We start from the raw sequence: 14,230 nt of genomic DNA on the forward strand, positions 1-14,230 counted from the left end.
GATGAGATGGGGCGTGCGGCGGAAGCGATGGTGGCCGGTGCGCAGGGTGCCGGGCCGGGTGCCGTACGGCGTGCCGTGATCGCGGAGGACTCCGTTCTGCTGCGGATCGGGCTGGTCAAGCTCGTGGAGATGGCCGGGTTCGAGGTGGCCGCCGAGGCGGGGGACGCCGAGGGGCTGCTGGCCGCGGTCGCCGAACACCGGCCGGACCTCGCGGTGGTGGATGTGCGGATGCCGCCCGGCTTCACGGACGAGGGGGTGCGCGCCGCCCTGTCGATCCGCGAACGGTGGCCCGGAACCGCGGTGTTGATGCTGTCGCAGTACGTCGAGGAGCGCTACGCGGCCGATCTGCTGGCCTCGAACACCAGCGGTGTGGGCTATCTCCTCAAACAGCGGGTGGCTGATGTCGAGGAGTTCATTGAGGCGCTGCGGCGGGTGGCGGACGGCGGCACCGCGCTGGACCCGCAGGTCGTCGCGCAGTTGCTGGTACGGCGGTCGAGCGATCCGCTGGAGCGGCTGACGGCCCGTGAGCGGGAGGTCCTCACGCTGATGGCCGAGGGCCGGTCCAACGCAGGGATCGCCGCCGGACTGGTGGTGAGCGAGAGCGCGGTCGCCAAACACATCAACAACATCCTCGCCAAGCTGGACCTTCCGAGGGCGGACGCCGACCACCGCCGGGTCTTGGCGGTGCTGCGCTTCCTGGGGGTCGGCGGCTAGGGGGCCCGGCGCCACCCAGGGTACGTTGGCGGTCCTCCAGGGGGCCTTGGCGATTGTTCGGGGCGTATCGATGGTCGTGGCGGCTCGAACCGCGGTTCGCCGGCCGCCGGGGTATTCGATCCGGGCTGCGCTTTCGCGTGCAGATCCGGCTGGGAACGCATTTCCTGTCCCTTCACGTGCATCCATTGCCTCTTTTCCCGCGTCTCACAGGCGAGCGGCTTTCTCCTATGGGCCGCACCGCAGGGGTATTTGGAGTATTCAATTTGAAAACCGGCATTAAGGGCATTCGTCGCGTCTCCGCGGCAGTCGTCACCGCGGGTGCCGTTCTGACGGCCGGGGCGTTCGCCGCTCCGGCGCAGGCCGCCACACTCCCGACGCCCACGATCACCGCCGCGGGCGGGTTCGTGATGAACAACAGCACGGGCAAGTCCCTGTTCACCAAGGCTGCGGACACCCGTCGTTCCACCGGCTCCACCACCAAGATCATGACCGCCCGGGTGGTGCTCGGGCAGTCGAACCTCAACCTGGATTCCAAGGTCACGATCCAGAAGGCGTACAGCGACTACATCGTCGACAACAACTGGGCCTCCTCGGCCCACCTGATCGTCGGCGACAAGGTCTCGGTCCGTCAGCTGCTCTACGGGCTGATGCTGCCGTCCGGCTGCGACGCCGCCTACGCGCTCGCCGACAAGTTCGGCAGCGGCTCGACCCGGGACGCGCGGGTCAAGTCGTTCATCGGCAAGATGAACAGCACGGCCAAGAGCCTCGGCCTGACGAACACGCACTTCGACTCGTTCGACGGCATCGGCCACGGCGCGAACTACTCGACGCCGCGCGATCTGACCAAGCTCGCCAGCAACGCGATGAAGTACTCCACGTTCCGTACGGTCGTGAAGACGAAGTCGACGAAGCAGAAGGTCACGACCAAGAGCGGTGGCTACCGCTACATGGAGTGGACCAACACCAACCCGCTGCTGGGCACTTACGCCGGCACCATCGGCGTCAAGACCGGCTCGGGTCCGGAGGCCAAGTTCTGCCTGGCCTTCGCCGCCACCCGTAACGGCAAGACCGTCATCGGTACCATCCTCGCCTCCTCCTCGGTTCCCAACCGCACGGCGGACGCGAAGAAGCTGCTGGACTACGCCTTCAAGAAGTAGTCCCTACGGCCCGGGTCGATACGGCCCGGGCCGTACCGCTCGGGTCAAGGGGGCCTGTCGGCGGCCGGTCGGCCGTGGGCAGGCCCTCTGCCGTTTCCGCCGGGTCCTCCCTGCCGTCCTGCCGACCTGCCGTCCTGCCGTTTCCGCCGGGGCCTACGTCCGGTCCGCCCGGCCCGTCGGGGCGGGGCGCAGGCCGCGGAGGACCAGATCGCGGACCGCCTCGAAGTCGGCAGTGATCTCCGGGCGGGACCACTCGGCGGCGTAACACGGGTCGTGGAAGCGGCCGGTGGCGTCGAAGACGGCGCGCGCGGTGACGGCGGGGGAGGGGGTCTGGAAGGTGCCCTCGCCGACGCCGTCCTCGATGATCCGGGTCAGCTGGGACTCCAGGTCCGTGACGTGCCGGTCGACCACACCACCGCTCTCGCCGATCAGCGCCATGTACGTCGCGAACAGCTCGGGATCGTCGCCCGCCTTGTGCCGCTTGGCCTCGAAGAGCGCGGTCAGCCAGCGGTCCAGCCGCTCGGCCGCCGGCCCCTCCTCCGTCACGATGCCGGACAGCTGCTGGCTCGTACGGTCCAGCCAGCGTGCCGTGACCGCTTCCCGCAGCGCCGTCTTCGTGCGGAAGTGGCGGTAGACGCTGCCGTGGCTGACGCCCAGGGCGCGCGCCACGTCCACGACCGTGGCCTTCGCCGGGCCGTAGCGGCGCAGCACCTCCTCGGTGGCTTCGAGGATGCGCTCGGGGGTCAACGACTCGGGGGGCATGGCGCGGACGGCCTTTCGGGAGGAGCGGACGGGCGGGTACGGACGACGGTGGGCGGGCGCCGAGGCGGCGCCCGTACCGGATCCGCGGGCGGGGCCGCTGGTGCACCCAGGCGCACCGGGGACCCTGTGCGGTACCTACGGACGGTACCTGGCCGCTCCCGCAAGCCGCCGCCCCGCCGGTGGTCAGTGCTCGCTGTCGAGGTGGGCCATCTGCTCGGCGGGGTACCGGTCGCCGGCCGCGGCACCGGCCGGGACCGCCCGTTCGATCGCGGCGAGGTCCTCCGCGCCCAGCGTCACGTCCAGGGCTCCGAGCGCCTCGGAGAGCCGGTCCCGGCGGCGGGCGCCGACCAGCGGGACGATGTCCTCGCCGCGGGAGAGCACCCAGGCGATGGCTATCTGGGCCACCGAGACGCCCTTCTGCTCGGCGATCTTGCGCAGCGCGTCGACCAGGTCGAGGTTGCGGTCGAGGTTCTCGCCCTGGAAGCGCGGGCTCATCCCGCGGAAGTCGTTGGCGGCGAGCTTGCGGTCCCGGTCGAAGTGGCCGCTGATCAGGCCGCGGGAGAGCACGCCGTAGGCCGTGATGCCGATGCCCAGCTCGCGGGCGGTGGGCAGGATCGCGTCCTCGATGCCGCGGGAGATGAGGGAGTACTCGATCTGGAGGTCGGAGATCGGGGCCACGGCGGCCGCGCGGCGCAGTGTCTCCGCGCCGACCTCGGAGAGGCCGATGTGCCGGACGTGTCCCGCCTCGACGAGCTCGGCGATGGCGCCGACCGTCTCCTCGACCGGGACGTCCGGGTCGAGCCGGGCGATCCGGTAGATGTCGATGTGGTCGGTGCCCAGGCGCGTCAGGGAGTAGGCGGCGAAGTTCTTCACCGCGTTGGGCCGGCCGTCGTAGCCGGTGAAGCCGCCCTCGATGGTGCGCAGGGCGCCGAACTTGACGCTGATCTGCGCGTGTTCACGGGCCGCGGCGGGGGCGGTGCGCAGCGCTTCGTTGATCAGTAGTTCGTTGTGGCCCATGCCGTAGAAGTCGCCGGTGTCGAGCAGGGTGATGCCGGCGTCGAGGGCGGCGTGGACGGTGGCCAGGGATTCCGTGCGGTCGCTGTCGCCGTAGAGGGCGGACATGCCCATGCAGCCGAGGCCGAGGGCGGAGGTCTGCGGGCCGGTGGTGCCCAGGGTGCGGGTCTGCACTGCGTGCTCCTGAATGGATGACGAGGGGAGGGATGGGCGAGGGAGGCGGGCCCGGTCCGCCGTCCGGCGGGGGCCGGTCCGGATCCCTCACGCAAGCAACTATGACATGACGGCTGACAGATTTCAATATTTGTCAGTCGTCGCGATGTGGAACCTGCTCCTCCCTGTGCCCCTCCCGTGCTCTTCCCCGTGCCCCTTCGCCGTTTCCGCAGGTCAGCGCAGTGCGCGCGGCAGTCGGAGGGCGAGCGCCGTGGTGCCCGCCACGATCGCCAGCTGCGTCAGCAGGGCCGCCAGCAGCGCATCGCGGATGCCGACGGACGGCAGCAGCGCGAGGAAGAGCGTGCCGAGGGTGGCCACGCCCAGCGCCAGGCCGGACTGCTGAGTGGTGACCATGACGCCGCCGCCCACGCCCGCCTGCGCCACCGGCAGTTCGCTCAGCACGATGCGCATCAGGACCGGCAGCACCAGCCCCTGGCCGAGGCCGAGCAGCGCCATGCTCGGCGCGAGCCCGGCCACCGAGATGCCCGGCCAGCCCGCGTGCACGGTCAGCGCCAGCGCGATCAGCCCGGCCCCCTGGATCAGCGAGCCGGTGAAGACCACCCGCCGCCCGAACCGCCCCACCAGCCGCGGCCCCGCCAGCGAGGCGATGAAGAAGGTGACGCAGAGCGGCAGCAGGGACAGCCCGGCCGCCAGCGGGCCGTAGTGCAGGCCGGTCTGGAGCGCGACGGCCACCACGAACATGAAGCCGCCGAACCCCACCGAGAACGGGACGATCATGGTGAGGCCGCTGTTCACCGACGGGATGCGCAGGAGGGACGGCGGGACGAGCGGGGTCCGGCCGATGCGTTCGGCCCGACGCTCCACCAGGAAGAACGCGGCGCCGGCGCACGGGAAGACGGCCAGCAGGAGCCACGACCACAGGGGCCAGCCGGCCGCCCGGCCCTCGGTCAGCGGCAGCAGCAGCGTGATCAGCGAGACGGCCAGCAGGGCGGTGCCGGGGACGTCGACCCGGGTCGGGTGCGGCGAGCGGGTCTCGGGGACCGTACGGGCGGCCAGCAGCCAGGCCGCCGCGGCGATCGGGACGTTCACCAGGAAGACCGCGCGCCAGCCGGAGCCCGCCAGGTCCACCGAGACCAGCAGCCCGCCGAGCACCTGGCCGACGGCGCTGGAAACCCCGGCCGTGCCGCCGTACAGGCTGACCGCCTTGGCGCGCCGCTTCCCGGTCGTCGTGGCCTGGATGGTGGCCAGCACCTGGGGCAGCAGCAGTGCCGCGGACGCCCCCTGGGCGACCCGGGCGGCGACCAGCGTCGCGGCGTCCGGGGCGAGCCCGCACGCCAGCGAGGTCAGACCGAAGGTGGCCAGGCCCCACAGGAACAGCCGGCGCCGGCCGATCATGTCCCCGAGCCGCCCGCCCAGTACCAGCAGCGTGGCGTAGGCGACGCCGTAACCGGCCACCACCATCTCCAGCATCGCGGGTCCCGCGTGCAGGTCGTGGTCGATGGTCGGCAGGGCGACATTGACGATGAAGAAGTCGATCATCGGGAGGGCCGCGCCCAGCAGCACGGTCAGCAGACCGAGCGGAGTCAGGGCGGCGGTGGCCGATGCCTGTCGCGGAGTGCCGGAAGGGGTGTCGGCCGGGGTGCCGGCCGGGATGTCGACCGGTGTTTCCACCGGGGGTTCAACAGGGATGGTCTGTGCTCGGGTTTCGCTCACGGATACGACGATCGTGGAGCGCTCAGCCGGGTACCAGAGTGTCCTTATCCTGGTATCACTGCTACCTGGCAACCGCCTGGGCACTGCGGCACGCTGGAGGCATGACCGTCGACGCGACCCTGACGCAGGCTGCCACACCACCCGGTGCCGCCACGACCTCGCCGTCCGGGACGGCCCGCCAAACGGGCGCCGCACCCCCGCGCGACGACGCCGCCCGCCGGGCCGAGCTGGCCGCCTTCCTGCGCAGCCGGCGCGAGCGGATCACCCCGGAGCAGGTCGGTCTGCCGCGCGGTGCCCGCCGCCGCACCCCGGGACTGCGCCGCGAAGAGGTCGCGCACCTCGGGGCGGTCGGCGTCACCTGGTACACCTGGCTCGAACAGGGCCGGGACATCCACGTATCGCCGCAGGTCCTCGACGCGGTGGCCCGTGCGCTGCTGCTCGACCGCGCCGAGCGCAGCCACCTCTTCGCGCTCGCCGGTGCCGTCGACCCCGTGCCGGGCAAGGAGTGCACCGGCGTTCCGCGGGCCCTGCGCCAGGTCCTCGACCAGCTCGCGCCGTTCCCCGCCGTCATCCAGAATTCCCGGTTCGACATCCTCGCCTACAACAGCACCTACGGGCAGCTGTTGTGCGACCTCGACGCGCTGCCGGAGGAGGACCGCAACTGCATGTGGCTGGCGTTCACCCACCCCCAGTGGCGGGCGAGCGTGGTCGACCTGGACGCCACGATGCGGGTGATGGCCGCCAAGTTCCGCGCCTCGATGGCCGAGCATGTGGCCGAGCCGGCCTGGAAGGCGCTGGTCGCCCGGCTGACGGAGGCGTCGCCGGAGTTCCGTGAGATCTGGGCCCAGCACGAGGTCGTCCGCCCGGTCAGTTCCGTCAAGCTCTTCCGCCACCCACGGGTGGGCGTGCTCGAACTGACCGCCACCAGCCTGTGGACGGGCCCCAACCCCGGCCCCAAGCTGGTCTCCTACACGCCCGTGGACGAGACCTCCCGTGAGCGGCTGGAGCAGCTGGAGAAGCTGGCGCTCGTCCCGGCGTGAGGTCGTAGGAGGCAGTGCCACAGCCTCGAAGGACGCACTGCCCAAGGCTCGTACGACGCAGTGCCGCGGCCTCAGGCGCTGCGGCCCGGTGCCCGGGTGGCCGCGGCGCTCCGCTCGTCGTCCTCGAAGAGTTCCGCCGTGTGCCGCGCGGTGGCCTGCGCCCAGCGGCCCGTGGTCAGCGCGCCGAGCAGCAGGACCGCCGCGCCGCAGCCGGCGATGATCCACCAGGCCGGGCGGCCGGCCGCGATGAACTCGTCCGCGGTGGCCGCCGCATGCGCCCCGCTCGCCAATACGGCGCCGATCACCGCGACGCCGAGCGACTGCCCCACCTGGCGGCTGGTGGAGGCCACGGCCGCGGCCACGCCCGCCTGGGCGCGCGGCATCCCGGACACCGCCGTATTGGTGATCGGCGCGTTGACCAGGCCGAACCCGATGCCGAAGAGGACGTAGCCGGGGAACAGCAGCCAGTTCGTCGACTGGGCGTCGAACCCGGCGAAGAGCAGCCCGCTCGCGCCCATCGTCGTCCCGGCCAGCAGCAGCGGCAGCCGGGGGCCGCGGCCCGCGACCAGCCGCCCCGACAGCGGCGCGAAGATCAGCGTCATCCCGGCCATCGGCAGCATGTAGAGCCCGGCGTCCAGTGCGGACAGCTCGCGGATGTTCTGCAGGTAGAGCGTGTTGATGAAGAGGAAGCCGCCGAGCGCGGCGAACGCGCTGACCGCCACGATGGTGGCGCCGCTGAACGGCGCGCTGTGGAAGAACCGCAGATCGATCAGCGGCTCCCGCCGGCGCCGCTCGTAGCCGATCAGTGCCCCCAGCGAGACCAGCGCCACCAGCACGAACGTCAGGATCTCCGCCGACGCCCAGCCGGCGTCCGGCGCCTCGATGATCGCGTACGTCAGCGAGCCGAGCAGCGCGATCACCAGCAGCTGGCCGACCGGGTCGACCCGGCGCGGCTTCGGGGCGCGGGACTCCGGCACGTACCGCAGGGTGAGGAAGAGCGCCAGCGCGCCGATCGGGACGTTGATCCAGAAGATCGAGCGCCAGCCGACGCTCTGCACCAGCAGCCCGCCGATCACCGGCCCGGCCGCCATGCTGATGCCGACGACACCGCCCCACACCCCGATGGCGCGGGCCCGCTCCCGGGGGTCGGTGAAGGTGTTGGTGATGATCGACATCGCGACGGGGTTGAGCATCGAGCCGCCGACCGCCTGCACCATCCGGAAGACGACCAGCCATTCCAGGTCGGGCGCCAGGCTGCACAGCAGCGAGCCGAGCGCGAAGACCACCAGCCCGACCAGGAAGATCCGCCGCCGCCCGAGCCGGTCGGCGGTCGAACCGGCCAGCATCAGCAGCGACGCCAGCACCAGCGTGTAGGCGTCGATCGTCCACTGCATCCCCGAGACCGAGGCGTGCAGTTCGCGCTGCATGGACGGCAGCGCGACGTTGAGGACGGTGTTGTCCAGGCTGACGATCAGCAGGCTCAGACAGCAGATCGCCAGCACGAGCAGACGCCGTCGGCGGCTGAGATCGGGCATCCTTGAACGCTACAACGATCCCGGTGGGTCCGGCCCTGGCGGGGGCGCGGGCACGGTGCGGGACAATGGGAGGCCGCAGCCCGTCGTCCGTGGCGCGTCAGGCCGCGAGGCGCCGGCCCGCCCGCCCGTACCGCCGCCCCGGACACCGGGCACACCCGAAGAGAACCGCCGGAGAAAGTCGAAGGTATCGCTCCATGTCGCTGCTGCAGATCGGTCCGCACACGGTGCAGCCGCCCGTGGTCCTCGCGCCCATGGCCGGGATCACCAATGCCCCGTTCCGGACGCTCTGCCGGGAGTTCTCCGCGGGCAAGGGCCTGTTCGTCAGCGAGATGATCACGACCCGGGCGCTGGTCGAGCGCAACGAGAAGACCATGCAGCTGATCCACTTCGACGCGACGGAGAAGCCGCGCTCGATCCAGCTGTACGGCGTCGACCCGGACACCGTCGGCAAGGCGGCCCGCATGATCGCGGAGGAGGACCTCGCCGACCACATCGACCTGAACTTCGGCTGCCCGGTCCCCAAGGTGACCCGCAAGGGCGGCGGCTCGGCCCTGCCGTACAAGCGCCCGCTGCTCCGCTCCATCCTGCGTGAGGCGGTGGCGAACGCCGGCGGGCTGCCGGTGACCATGAAGATGCGCAAGGGCATCGACGACGACCACATCACCTACCTGGACGCCGGCCGGATCGCCGTCGAGGAGGGGGTGACCGCGATTGCCCTGCACGGCCGCACGGCCGCCCAGCACTACGGCGGCACCGCCGACTGGGACGCCATCGCGCGCCTGAAGGACCACGTCGGCGAGATCCCCGTGCTGGGCAACGGCGACATCTGGTCCGCGGACGACGCGGTCCGGATGATGCGCGAGACCGGCTGCGACGGTGTCGTCGTCGGACGGGGCTGCCTGGGCCGGCCGTGGCTCTTCGGCGATCTCGTGGCCGCCTTCGAGGGGCGCCCCGAGGACTACGCCCGGCCGACGATGAAGCAGGTCGCCGACGTCATGCTGCGGCACGCCACCCTGCTCGGCGAGTGGCTGAACGACGAGGCGCGCGGTGTCATCGACTTCCGCAAGCACGTCGCCTGGTACACCAAGGGCTTCGCGATCGGATCGGAGATGCGCAAGAACCTCGCGGTCTCCTCCTCCCTCAACGAACTCTCGGATCTGCTGGGCGAGTTGGACCTCGACCAGCCCTGGCCGACGGGTGCCGACGGCCCCCGCGGCCGCACCTCCGGCCGCAACCGCGTGGTCCTCCCTGACGGATGGCTGGACGACCCGAACGACTGCGCGGGCGTGAGCGTGGACGCCGAGCTGGACACGTCCGGGGGCTGACGCCCGCTTCCCGGCCCGCCGCCCCTACGGCCGGTACACGCACGCCGCCAGCGGTGCCTGCCGCTTCCAGTCCAGGGACTCGTAGAGCGCCCGGCCCTCGTCGGTGGCGCCCAGGATGCCGACGCGGGCGCCCTCGGCCACGGCGCGGTCGGCGAGGGCGCGCATGACCACGCTGCCGAGCCCGCGGCGACGGTGGGCGGCATGGGTTTCCACCCGGTCGACGATGGCGGCGTCCCCCAGGACGGCCATCTGGCCCTTCGCGGCGAGCGTGCCGGCCGCCTCGTGCACCCGTACGTGGGTGACGCCGGCGCGCTGCTCCACGGAGGTGGCGTAGCCGTCGGGCGTCACCGGATGCGTGGTGCGCAGATCGGTGGCCATCAGGTGGCCGGCGTCCTCCCGGTCGGCGTACCAGCCCGCCGGGAGCCAGCGCTCGACCTCCGCGTCCTCCAGGCACACCTTGAGCCAGGTGTCGGGCACGGTCACCGACGCGGTGGCCGCGCGCACCGCGGCCTCGGTGGCCTCGGGCAGGACGTGCCGCCCGACCTGGCCGGGCGCGCCGACCTCCAGGTACAGGCCCCAGGGCGTGGTGACCGGCTCCGGCGTACCGCGCGATATCGCCCAGCCGGCTCCCCAGTTGCTGACGAGTTCCGAAAGCATCAAGTCCTCCCCGAGCGGCGGTCGTTGGCGGTGACGGTAAGTGGTGCCGCCCGGGTGCGCACATTACGCGATGGGGGGCGTCGAGGCACCTCTTTATGCGGACGGGCCGGCGTCGGGCGCGGCGTGCGGGGATATCGGCGGCGGCCGCGTACCGTTTGAGGCCGAATGCCGGATTTACGGCATGCTGGATGTGAGGGAGCCGCCGTGGCGAGGACACAGTCGTGCTGAGCGGGGACCGGTCGCTCGGAGAGGTGGAGCGGGCGGTCCGGGCCCGGGTCGGGGACCTGCCCGTGCGCTCCGAGCAGATGGCCGCGGTGGCCGGCATCTACCGGGCCGCGGCCGCGGTGCGCCAGCACTTCGAGAACTCCGTACTGCGCGGCGCCGATCTGACCTGGACCGGTTTCGTCGTGCTCTGGGTGGTGTGGATCGGCGGCGAACGCGAGACCCGCAAGGTCGCCGAGGAGGCCGGCATCTCCAAGGGCACGCTCACCGGCGTCGCCCGCACCCTGCAGAACCGCGGCCTGCTGGAGCGCCGGGCGCACCCCACCGACCGGCGGCTCGCACTGCTCTCCCTGACGCCCGAGGGGGAGCGGCTGATGGCCCGGCTCTTCCCGGAGTTCCACGACGAAGAGGTCTTCGTGACCGGGGGGCTGAACGACGACGAGGCGCTGGACCTGGCGGAGCTGCTGCGCCGGATCGTGGCGCAGGTGGAGCACCGCGGCGCGGAACGGCGGCTGGAACTGCTCGACGGCCGCGACCCGCCGCCCCGCCGCAGCGGCCGCCGGCCGAAGGGCACCGGTGCGCTGTGAGGCTCCGTCCACCGGGTCGTATACGACCCCTGACGTCCGGACGGCGTTCCGGCCCGGCCAGGAACTATGGCCTGATAGCGATGTCCGCTCCCGGTAGGCCCTCCCGCAACCCGGCTGCCTGGTGCCGGGTGGCCGAATTGCGTAGCGACCGGACTACCGCGTGCGCGCGGACGACTGTCCGAGGGGACGGTTTTCTTGATCGACCGGTCCCCGGGAGGGTCCAAATGATGGGACCCCAGCACACATGAGCGCGTGATTCTCGCCACCCCTGATAGGGGTTGCGCTCAGATGAGCGAATGGGGCCGGGCTCCACCTCTCGGAGAGGTGGCACCGGGTGCCACCCTTCATGTGTTCGAGTGATGTATTCATTCGTCGCGCTGCGTATCACATATGCCTCACCATGATCACGCTTCGCAGTGATGCATTCAGGTAATGAATCACCTGCCGGGCGGGTGATCACTTTCGATCTGCTGGCTGACGGCCGGTTACGCACGTATGTCGACCAAGTGGACGTACCCATACGCCTTCGATCTGGGTATGTTCCTCGCCGTCAGGGCAGCCCGTCGGCGAGGAGTCAGTGCCGTGCCGGAAACACAAGATCCCCACGTAACCCAGCCTTCGTCCGTGAAGTTCGTCTACGACTTCACCGAGGGCAACAAAGACCTCAAGGACCTCCTCGGTGGCAAGGGTGCGAACCTCGCCGAGATGACCAACCTGGGACTTCCCGTCCCTCCGGGGTTCACGATCACCACCGAGGCCTGCAAGGTCTACCTGGAGAGCGGCACCGAGCCGGCGGCACTCCGTGCCGAGGTCTCCCAGCACCTCGACGCCCTTGAGCAGAAGATGGGGAAGAAGCTCGGCCAGGCCGACGACCCGCTGCTCGTATCGGTGCGTTCCGGGGCGAAGTTCTCCATGCCCGGCATGATGGACACCGTCCTCAACATCGGCCTCTCCGATGCGTCGGTTTCCGGCCTCGCCGCACAGGCCGGTGACGAGCGCTTCGCGTGGGACTCCTACCGCCGCCTGATCCAGATGTTCGGCAAGACCGTGCTGGGCGTCGACGGCGAGCTCTTCGAGGAGGCGCTGGAGGAGGCCAAGCGGGCCAAGGGCGTCCGCGTCGACGTCGAACTGGACGCCGCGGACCTCAAGAGCCTGGTCGCGCACTTCAAGGACGTCGTCGCCAAGGAGACCGGCCGGGACTTCCCGCAGGACCCGCGCGAGCAGATGGACCTCGCCATAAGGGCCGTCTTCGACTCGTGGAACACCGACCGCGCCAAGCTCTACCGCCGCCAGGAGCGCATCCCCGGCGACCTCGGCACGGCCGTCAACGTCTGCTCCATGGTCTTCGGCAACCTCGGCCCGGACTCCGGCACCGGTGTCGCCTTCACCCGCGACCCCGCCTCCGGCCAGCAGGGCGTCTACGGCGACTACCTGCAGAACGCGCAGGGCGAGGACGTCGTCGCCGGTATCCGCAACACGGTCCCGCTCGCGGACCTGGAGCAGATCGACAAGGCGTCGTACGACGAGCTGATGCAGATCATGGAGACGCTCGAAACGCACTACAAGGACCTGTGCGACATCGAGTTCACCATCGAGCGCGGCAAGCTGTGGATGCTGCAGACCCGGGTCGGCAAGCGCACCGCCGGTGCCGCCTTCCGGATCGCCACCCAGCTCGTCGACCAGGGCCTGATCGACGAGGCCGAGGCGCTGCAGCGGGTCAACGGCGCGCAGCTGGCGCAGCTGATGTTCCCCCGCTTCGACCTGGGCGCGAAGTCCGAGACGATCGGCCGCGGTATCGCCGCCTCCCCGGGCGCGGCGGTCGGCAAGGCCGTCTTCGACTCGTACACCGCCGTCAAGTGGTCGCGTTCCGGCGAGAAGGTCATCCTGATCCGCCGCGAGACCAACCCCGACGACCTCAACGGCATGATCGCCGCCGAGGGCATCCTCACCTCCCGCGGCGGCAAGACCTCGCACGCCGCCGTCGTCGCCCGCGGCATGGGCAAGACCTGTGTCTGCGGCGCCGAGGAACTGGAGGTCGACACCAAGGCCCGCAGGATGACGACCCAGGACGGGACCGTCATCGAGGAGGGCGACGTCGTCTCCATCGACGGCTCCACCGGCAAGGTCTACGCCGGTGAGGTGCCGGTCGTGCCGTCCCCGGTCGTGGAGTACTTCGAGGGCCGGATGCACGCCGGCGCCGAGGACGCCGACGAGTTGGTCAAGGCCGTCCACCGGATCATGGCGTACGCGGACCGGGTCCGCCGGCTGCGGGTCCGTGCCAACGCCGACAACGCCGAGGACGCCGCCCGCGCCCGCCGGTTCGGCGCCCAGGGCATCGGCCTGTGCCGCACCGAGCACATGTTCCTCGGTGAGCGCCGCGAGATGGTCGAGCGCCTGATCCTGGCCGACACCGACGCCGACAAGGACGCCGCGCTCGAAGAGCTGCTGCCGCTCCAGAAGGCCGACTTCATCGAGCTGTTCGAGTCGATGGACGGACTGCCGGTGACGGTCCGGCTGCTGGACCCGCCGCTGCACGAGTTCCTGCCCGACATCACCGACCTGTCGGTGCGGGTCGCGCTGGCCGAGGCCCGCCACGAGAAGCACGAGAACGACCTGCGGCTCCTCCAGGCCGTGCACAAGCTGCACGAGCAGAACCCGATGCTGGGTCTGCGCGGTGTGCGCCTCGGCCTGGTCATCCCCGGTCTGTTCGCGATGCAGGTGCGGGCGATCGCCGAGGCGGCCGCCGAGCGCAAGAACGCCAAGGGCGACCCGCGAGCGGAGATCATGATCCCGCTCGTCGGCACCGTCCAGGAGCTGGAGATCGTCCGCGAGGAGGCCGAGCAGGTCATCGCCGAGGTCGAGAAGACCCACGGCGTCGAGCTCAAGCTCACCCTCGGCACGATGATCGAGCTGCCCCGCGCCGCCCTCACGGCCGGTCAGATCGCGGAGTCGGCGGACTTCTTCTCCTTCGGCACCAACGACCTGACGCAGACCGTCTGGGGCTTCTCCCGGGACGACGTCGAGGCCAGCTTCTTCACCGCGTACCTGGAGAAGGGCATCTTCGGCGTCAGCCCGTTCGAGACCATCGACAAGGACGGTGTGGGCTCGCTGGTCCGCAACGCCGCCGCGGCCGGCCGGGCCACCCGCCCGGACCTCAAGCTCGGCGTCTGCGGTGAGCACGGCGGCGACCCGGAGTCCGTCCACTTCTTCCACGAGGTGGGTCTGGACTACGTCTCCTGCTCGCCGTTCCGCATCCCGGTCGCACGACTGGAGGCGGGCCGGGCGGCGGCCGAGTCGAAGGGCAGCGACAGCCGCTGACCCAACAAGGCA

The 14,230-nt window shown here is 71.0% G+C and carries 11 protein-coding genes; 6 read left to right on the top strand and 5 right to left on the bottom strand.

Translation table 11 applies throughout. The features are described from left to right. Positions 1-27 precede the first annotated feature (27 nt). Positions 28-714, top strand: a complete 687-nt coding sequence (locus ACGF4C_RS19100) for a response regulator (RefSeq protein ID WP_393567755.1) — start codon at positions 28-30, stop codon at positions 712-714. A gap of 263 nt (positions 715-977) precedes the next feature. Further along, positions 978-1,871, top strand: a complete 894-nt coding sequence (locus tag ACGF4C_RS19105; protein WP_393567624.1) for a D-alanyl-D-alanine carboxypeptidase family protein — start codon at positions 978-980, stop codon at positions 1,869-1,871. A gap of 153 nt (positions 1,872-2,024) precedes the next feature. Here ACGF4C_RS19105 and ACGF4C_RS19110 read toward each other — a convergent pair whose 3' ends face one another. The 3 genes from ACGF4C_RS19110 to ACGF4C_RS19120 form a co-directional block, all read right to left on the bottom strand. Continuing rightward, positions 2,025-2,633: a TetR family transcriptional regulator gene (locus ACGF4C_RS19110; protein WP_362144468.1), complete on the bottom strand. Its 609-nt coding sequence runs from the start codon at positions 2,631-2,633 to the stop codon at positions 2,025-2,027. Between the two features lie 183 nt (positions 2,634-2,816). Beyond that, positions 2,817-3,821 (bottom strand): aldo/keto reductase, encoded by a 1,005-nt coding sequence (locus ACGF4C_RS19115; RefSeq protein WP_393567626.1) that lies wholly within the window; start codon positions 3,819-3,821, stop codon positions 2,817-2,819. A gap of 213 nt (positions 3,822-4,034) precedes the next feature. Next, positions 4,035-5,534 carry an MFS transporter gene (locus tag ACGF4C_RS19120; protein WP_393567628.1) on the bottom strand — a complete coding sequence of 500 codons (1,500 nt, stop codon included), beginning with the start codon at positions 5,532-5,534 and terminating at the stop codon, positions 4,035-4,037. A 101-nt stretch (positions 5,535-5,635) separates the two neighbouring features. On the opposite strand from ACGF4C_RS19120, the gene ACGF4C_RS19125 reads away from it, so the two are divergent. Continuing rightward, positions 5,636-6,574: a helix-turn-helix transcriptional regulator gene (locus ACGF4C_RS19125; RefSeq protein WP_393567630.1), complete on the top strand. Its 939-nt coding sequence runs from the start codon at positions 5,636-5,638 to the stop codon at positions 6,572-6,574. A 71-nt stretch (positions 6,575-6,645) separates the two neighbouring features. Here ACGF4C_RS19125 and ACGF4C_RS19130 read toward each other — a convergent pair whose 3' ends face one another. Further along, entirely contained in the window at positions 6,646-8,109 is a 1,464-nt protein-coding gene (locus tag ACGF4C_RS19130) for an MFS transporter (RefSeq protein WP_393567632.1), read from the bottom strand. Positions 8,110-8,303: 194 nt separating this feature from the next. Here ACGF4C_RS19130 and dusB point away from each other — a divergent pair, with 194 nt between their 5' ends. Next, positions 8,304-9,434, top strand: a complete 1,131-nt coding sequence (gene dusB / locus ACGF4C_RS19135) for a tRNA dihydrouridine synthase DusB (protein ID WP_362144480.1) — start codon at positions 8,304-8,306, stop codon at positions 9,432-9,434. 24 nt (positions 9,435-9,458) lie between these two features. On the opposite strand, the gene ACGF4C_RS19140 is transcribed toward dusB, so the two are convergent. Continuing rightward, complete coding sequence (locus ACGF4C_RS19140) at positions 9,459-10,091, bottom strand: GNAT family N-acetyltransferase (RefSeq protein WP_393567635.1); 633 nt, start codon at positions 10,089-10,091, stop codon at positions 9,459-9,461. 224 nt (positions 10,092-10,315) lie between these two features. Here ACGF4C_RS19140 and ACGF4C_RS19145 point away from each other — a divergent pair, with 224 nt between their 5' ends. Both ACGF4C_RS19145 and ppdK read left to right on the top strand, forming a co-directional pair. Continuing rightward, positions 10,316-10,900 carry a MarR family winged helix-turn-helix transcriptional regulator gene (locus ACGF4C_RS19145; protein WP_393567757.1) on the top strand — a complete coding sequence of 195 codons (585 nt, stop codon included), beginning with the start codon at positions 10,316-10,318 and terminating at the stop codon, positions 10,898-10,900. Positions 10,901-11,524: 624 nt separating this feature from the next. Next, entirely contained in the window at positions 11,525-14,218 is a 2,694-nt protein-coding gene (gene ppdK / locus ACGF4C_RS19150; RefSeq protein WP_393567637.1) for a pyruvate, phosphate dikinase, read from the top strand. Positions 14,219-14,230 lie beyond the last annotated feature (12 nt).

The sequence above is a fragment of the Streptomyces sp. NPDC048197 genome, assembly GCF_043202395.1.
GTDB classification, from domain to species: domain Bacteria; phylum Actinomycetota; class Actinomycetes; order Streptomycetales; family Streptomycetaceae; genus Streptomyces; species Streptomyces siderophoricus.

Bases quoted from the DNA above. Each gene is read 5' to 3' on its own strand.
- ACGF4C_RS19140 (WP_393567635.1), bottom strand. From the start codon at position 10,091: ATGCTTTCGGAACTCGTCAGCAACTGGGGAGCCGGCTGGGCGATATCG.
- ACGF4C_RS19130 (WP_393567632.1), bottom strand. From the start codon at position 8,109: ATGCCCGATCTCAGCCGCCGACGGCGTCTGCTCGTGCTGGCGATCTGC.
- ACGF4C_RS19125 (WP_393567630.1), top strand. From the start codon at position 5,636: ATGACCGTCGACGCGACCCTGACGCAGGCTGCCACACCACCCGGTGCC.
- dusB (WP_362144480.1), top strand. From the start codon at position 8,304: ATGTCGCTGCTGCAGATCGGTCCGCACACGGTGCAGCCGCCCGTGGTC.
- ACGF4C_RS19110 (WP_362144468.1), bottom strand. From the start codon at position 2,633: ATGCCCCCCGAGTCGTTGACCCCCGAGCGCATCCTCGAAGCCACCGAG.
- ACGF4C_RS19100 (WP_393567755.1), top strand. From the start codon at position 28: ATGGTGGCCGGTGCGCAGGGTGCCGGGCCGGGTGCCGTACGGCGTGCC.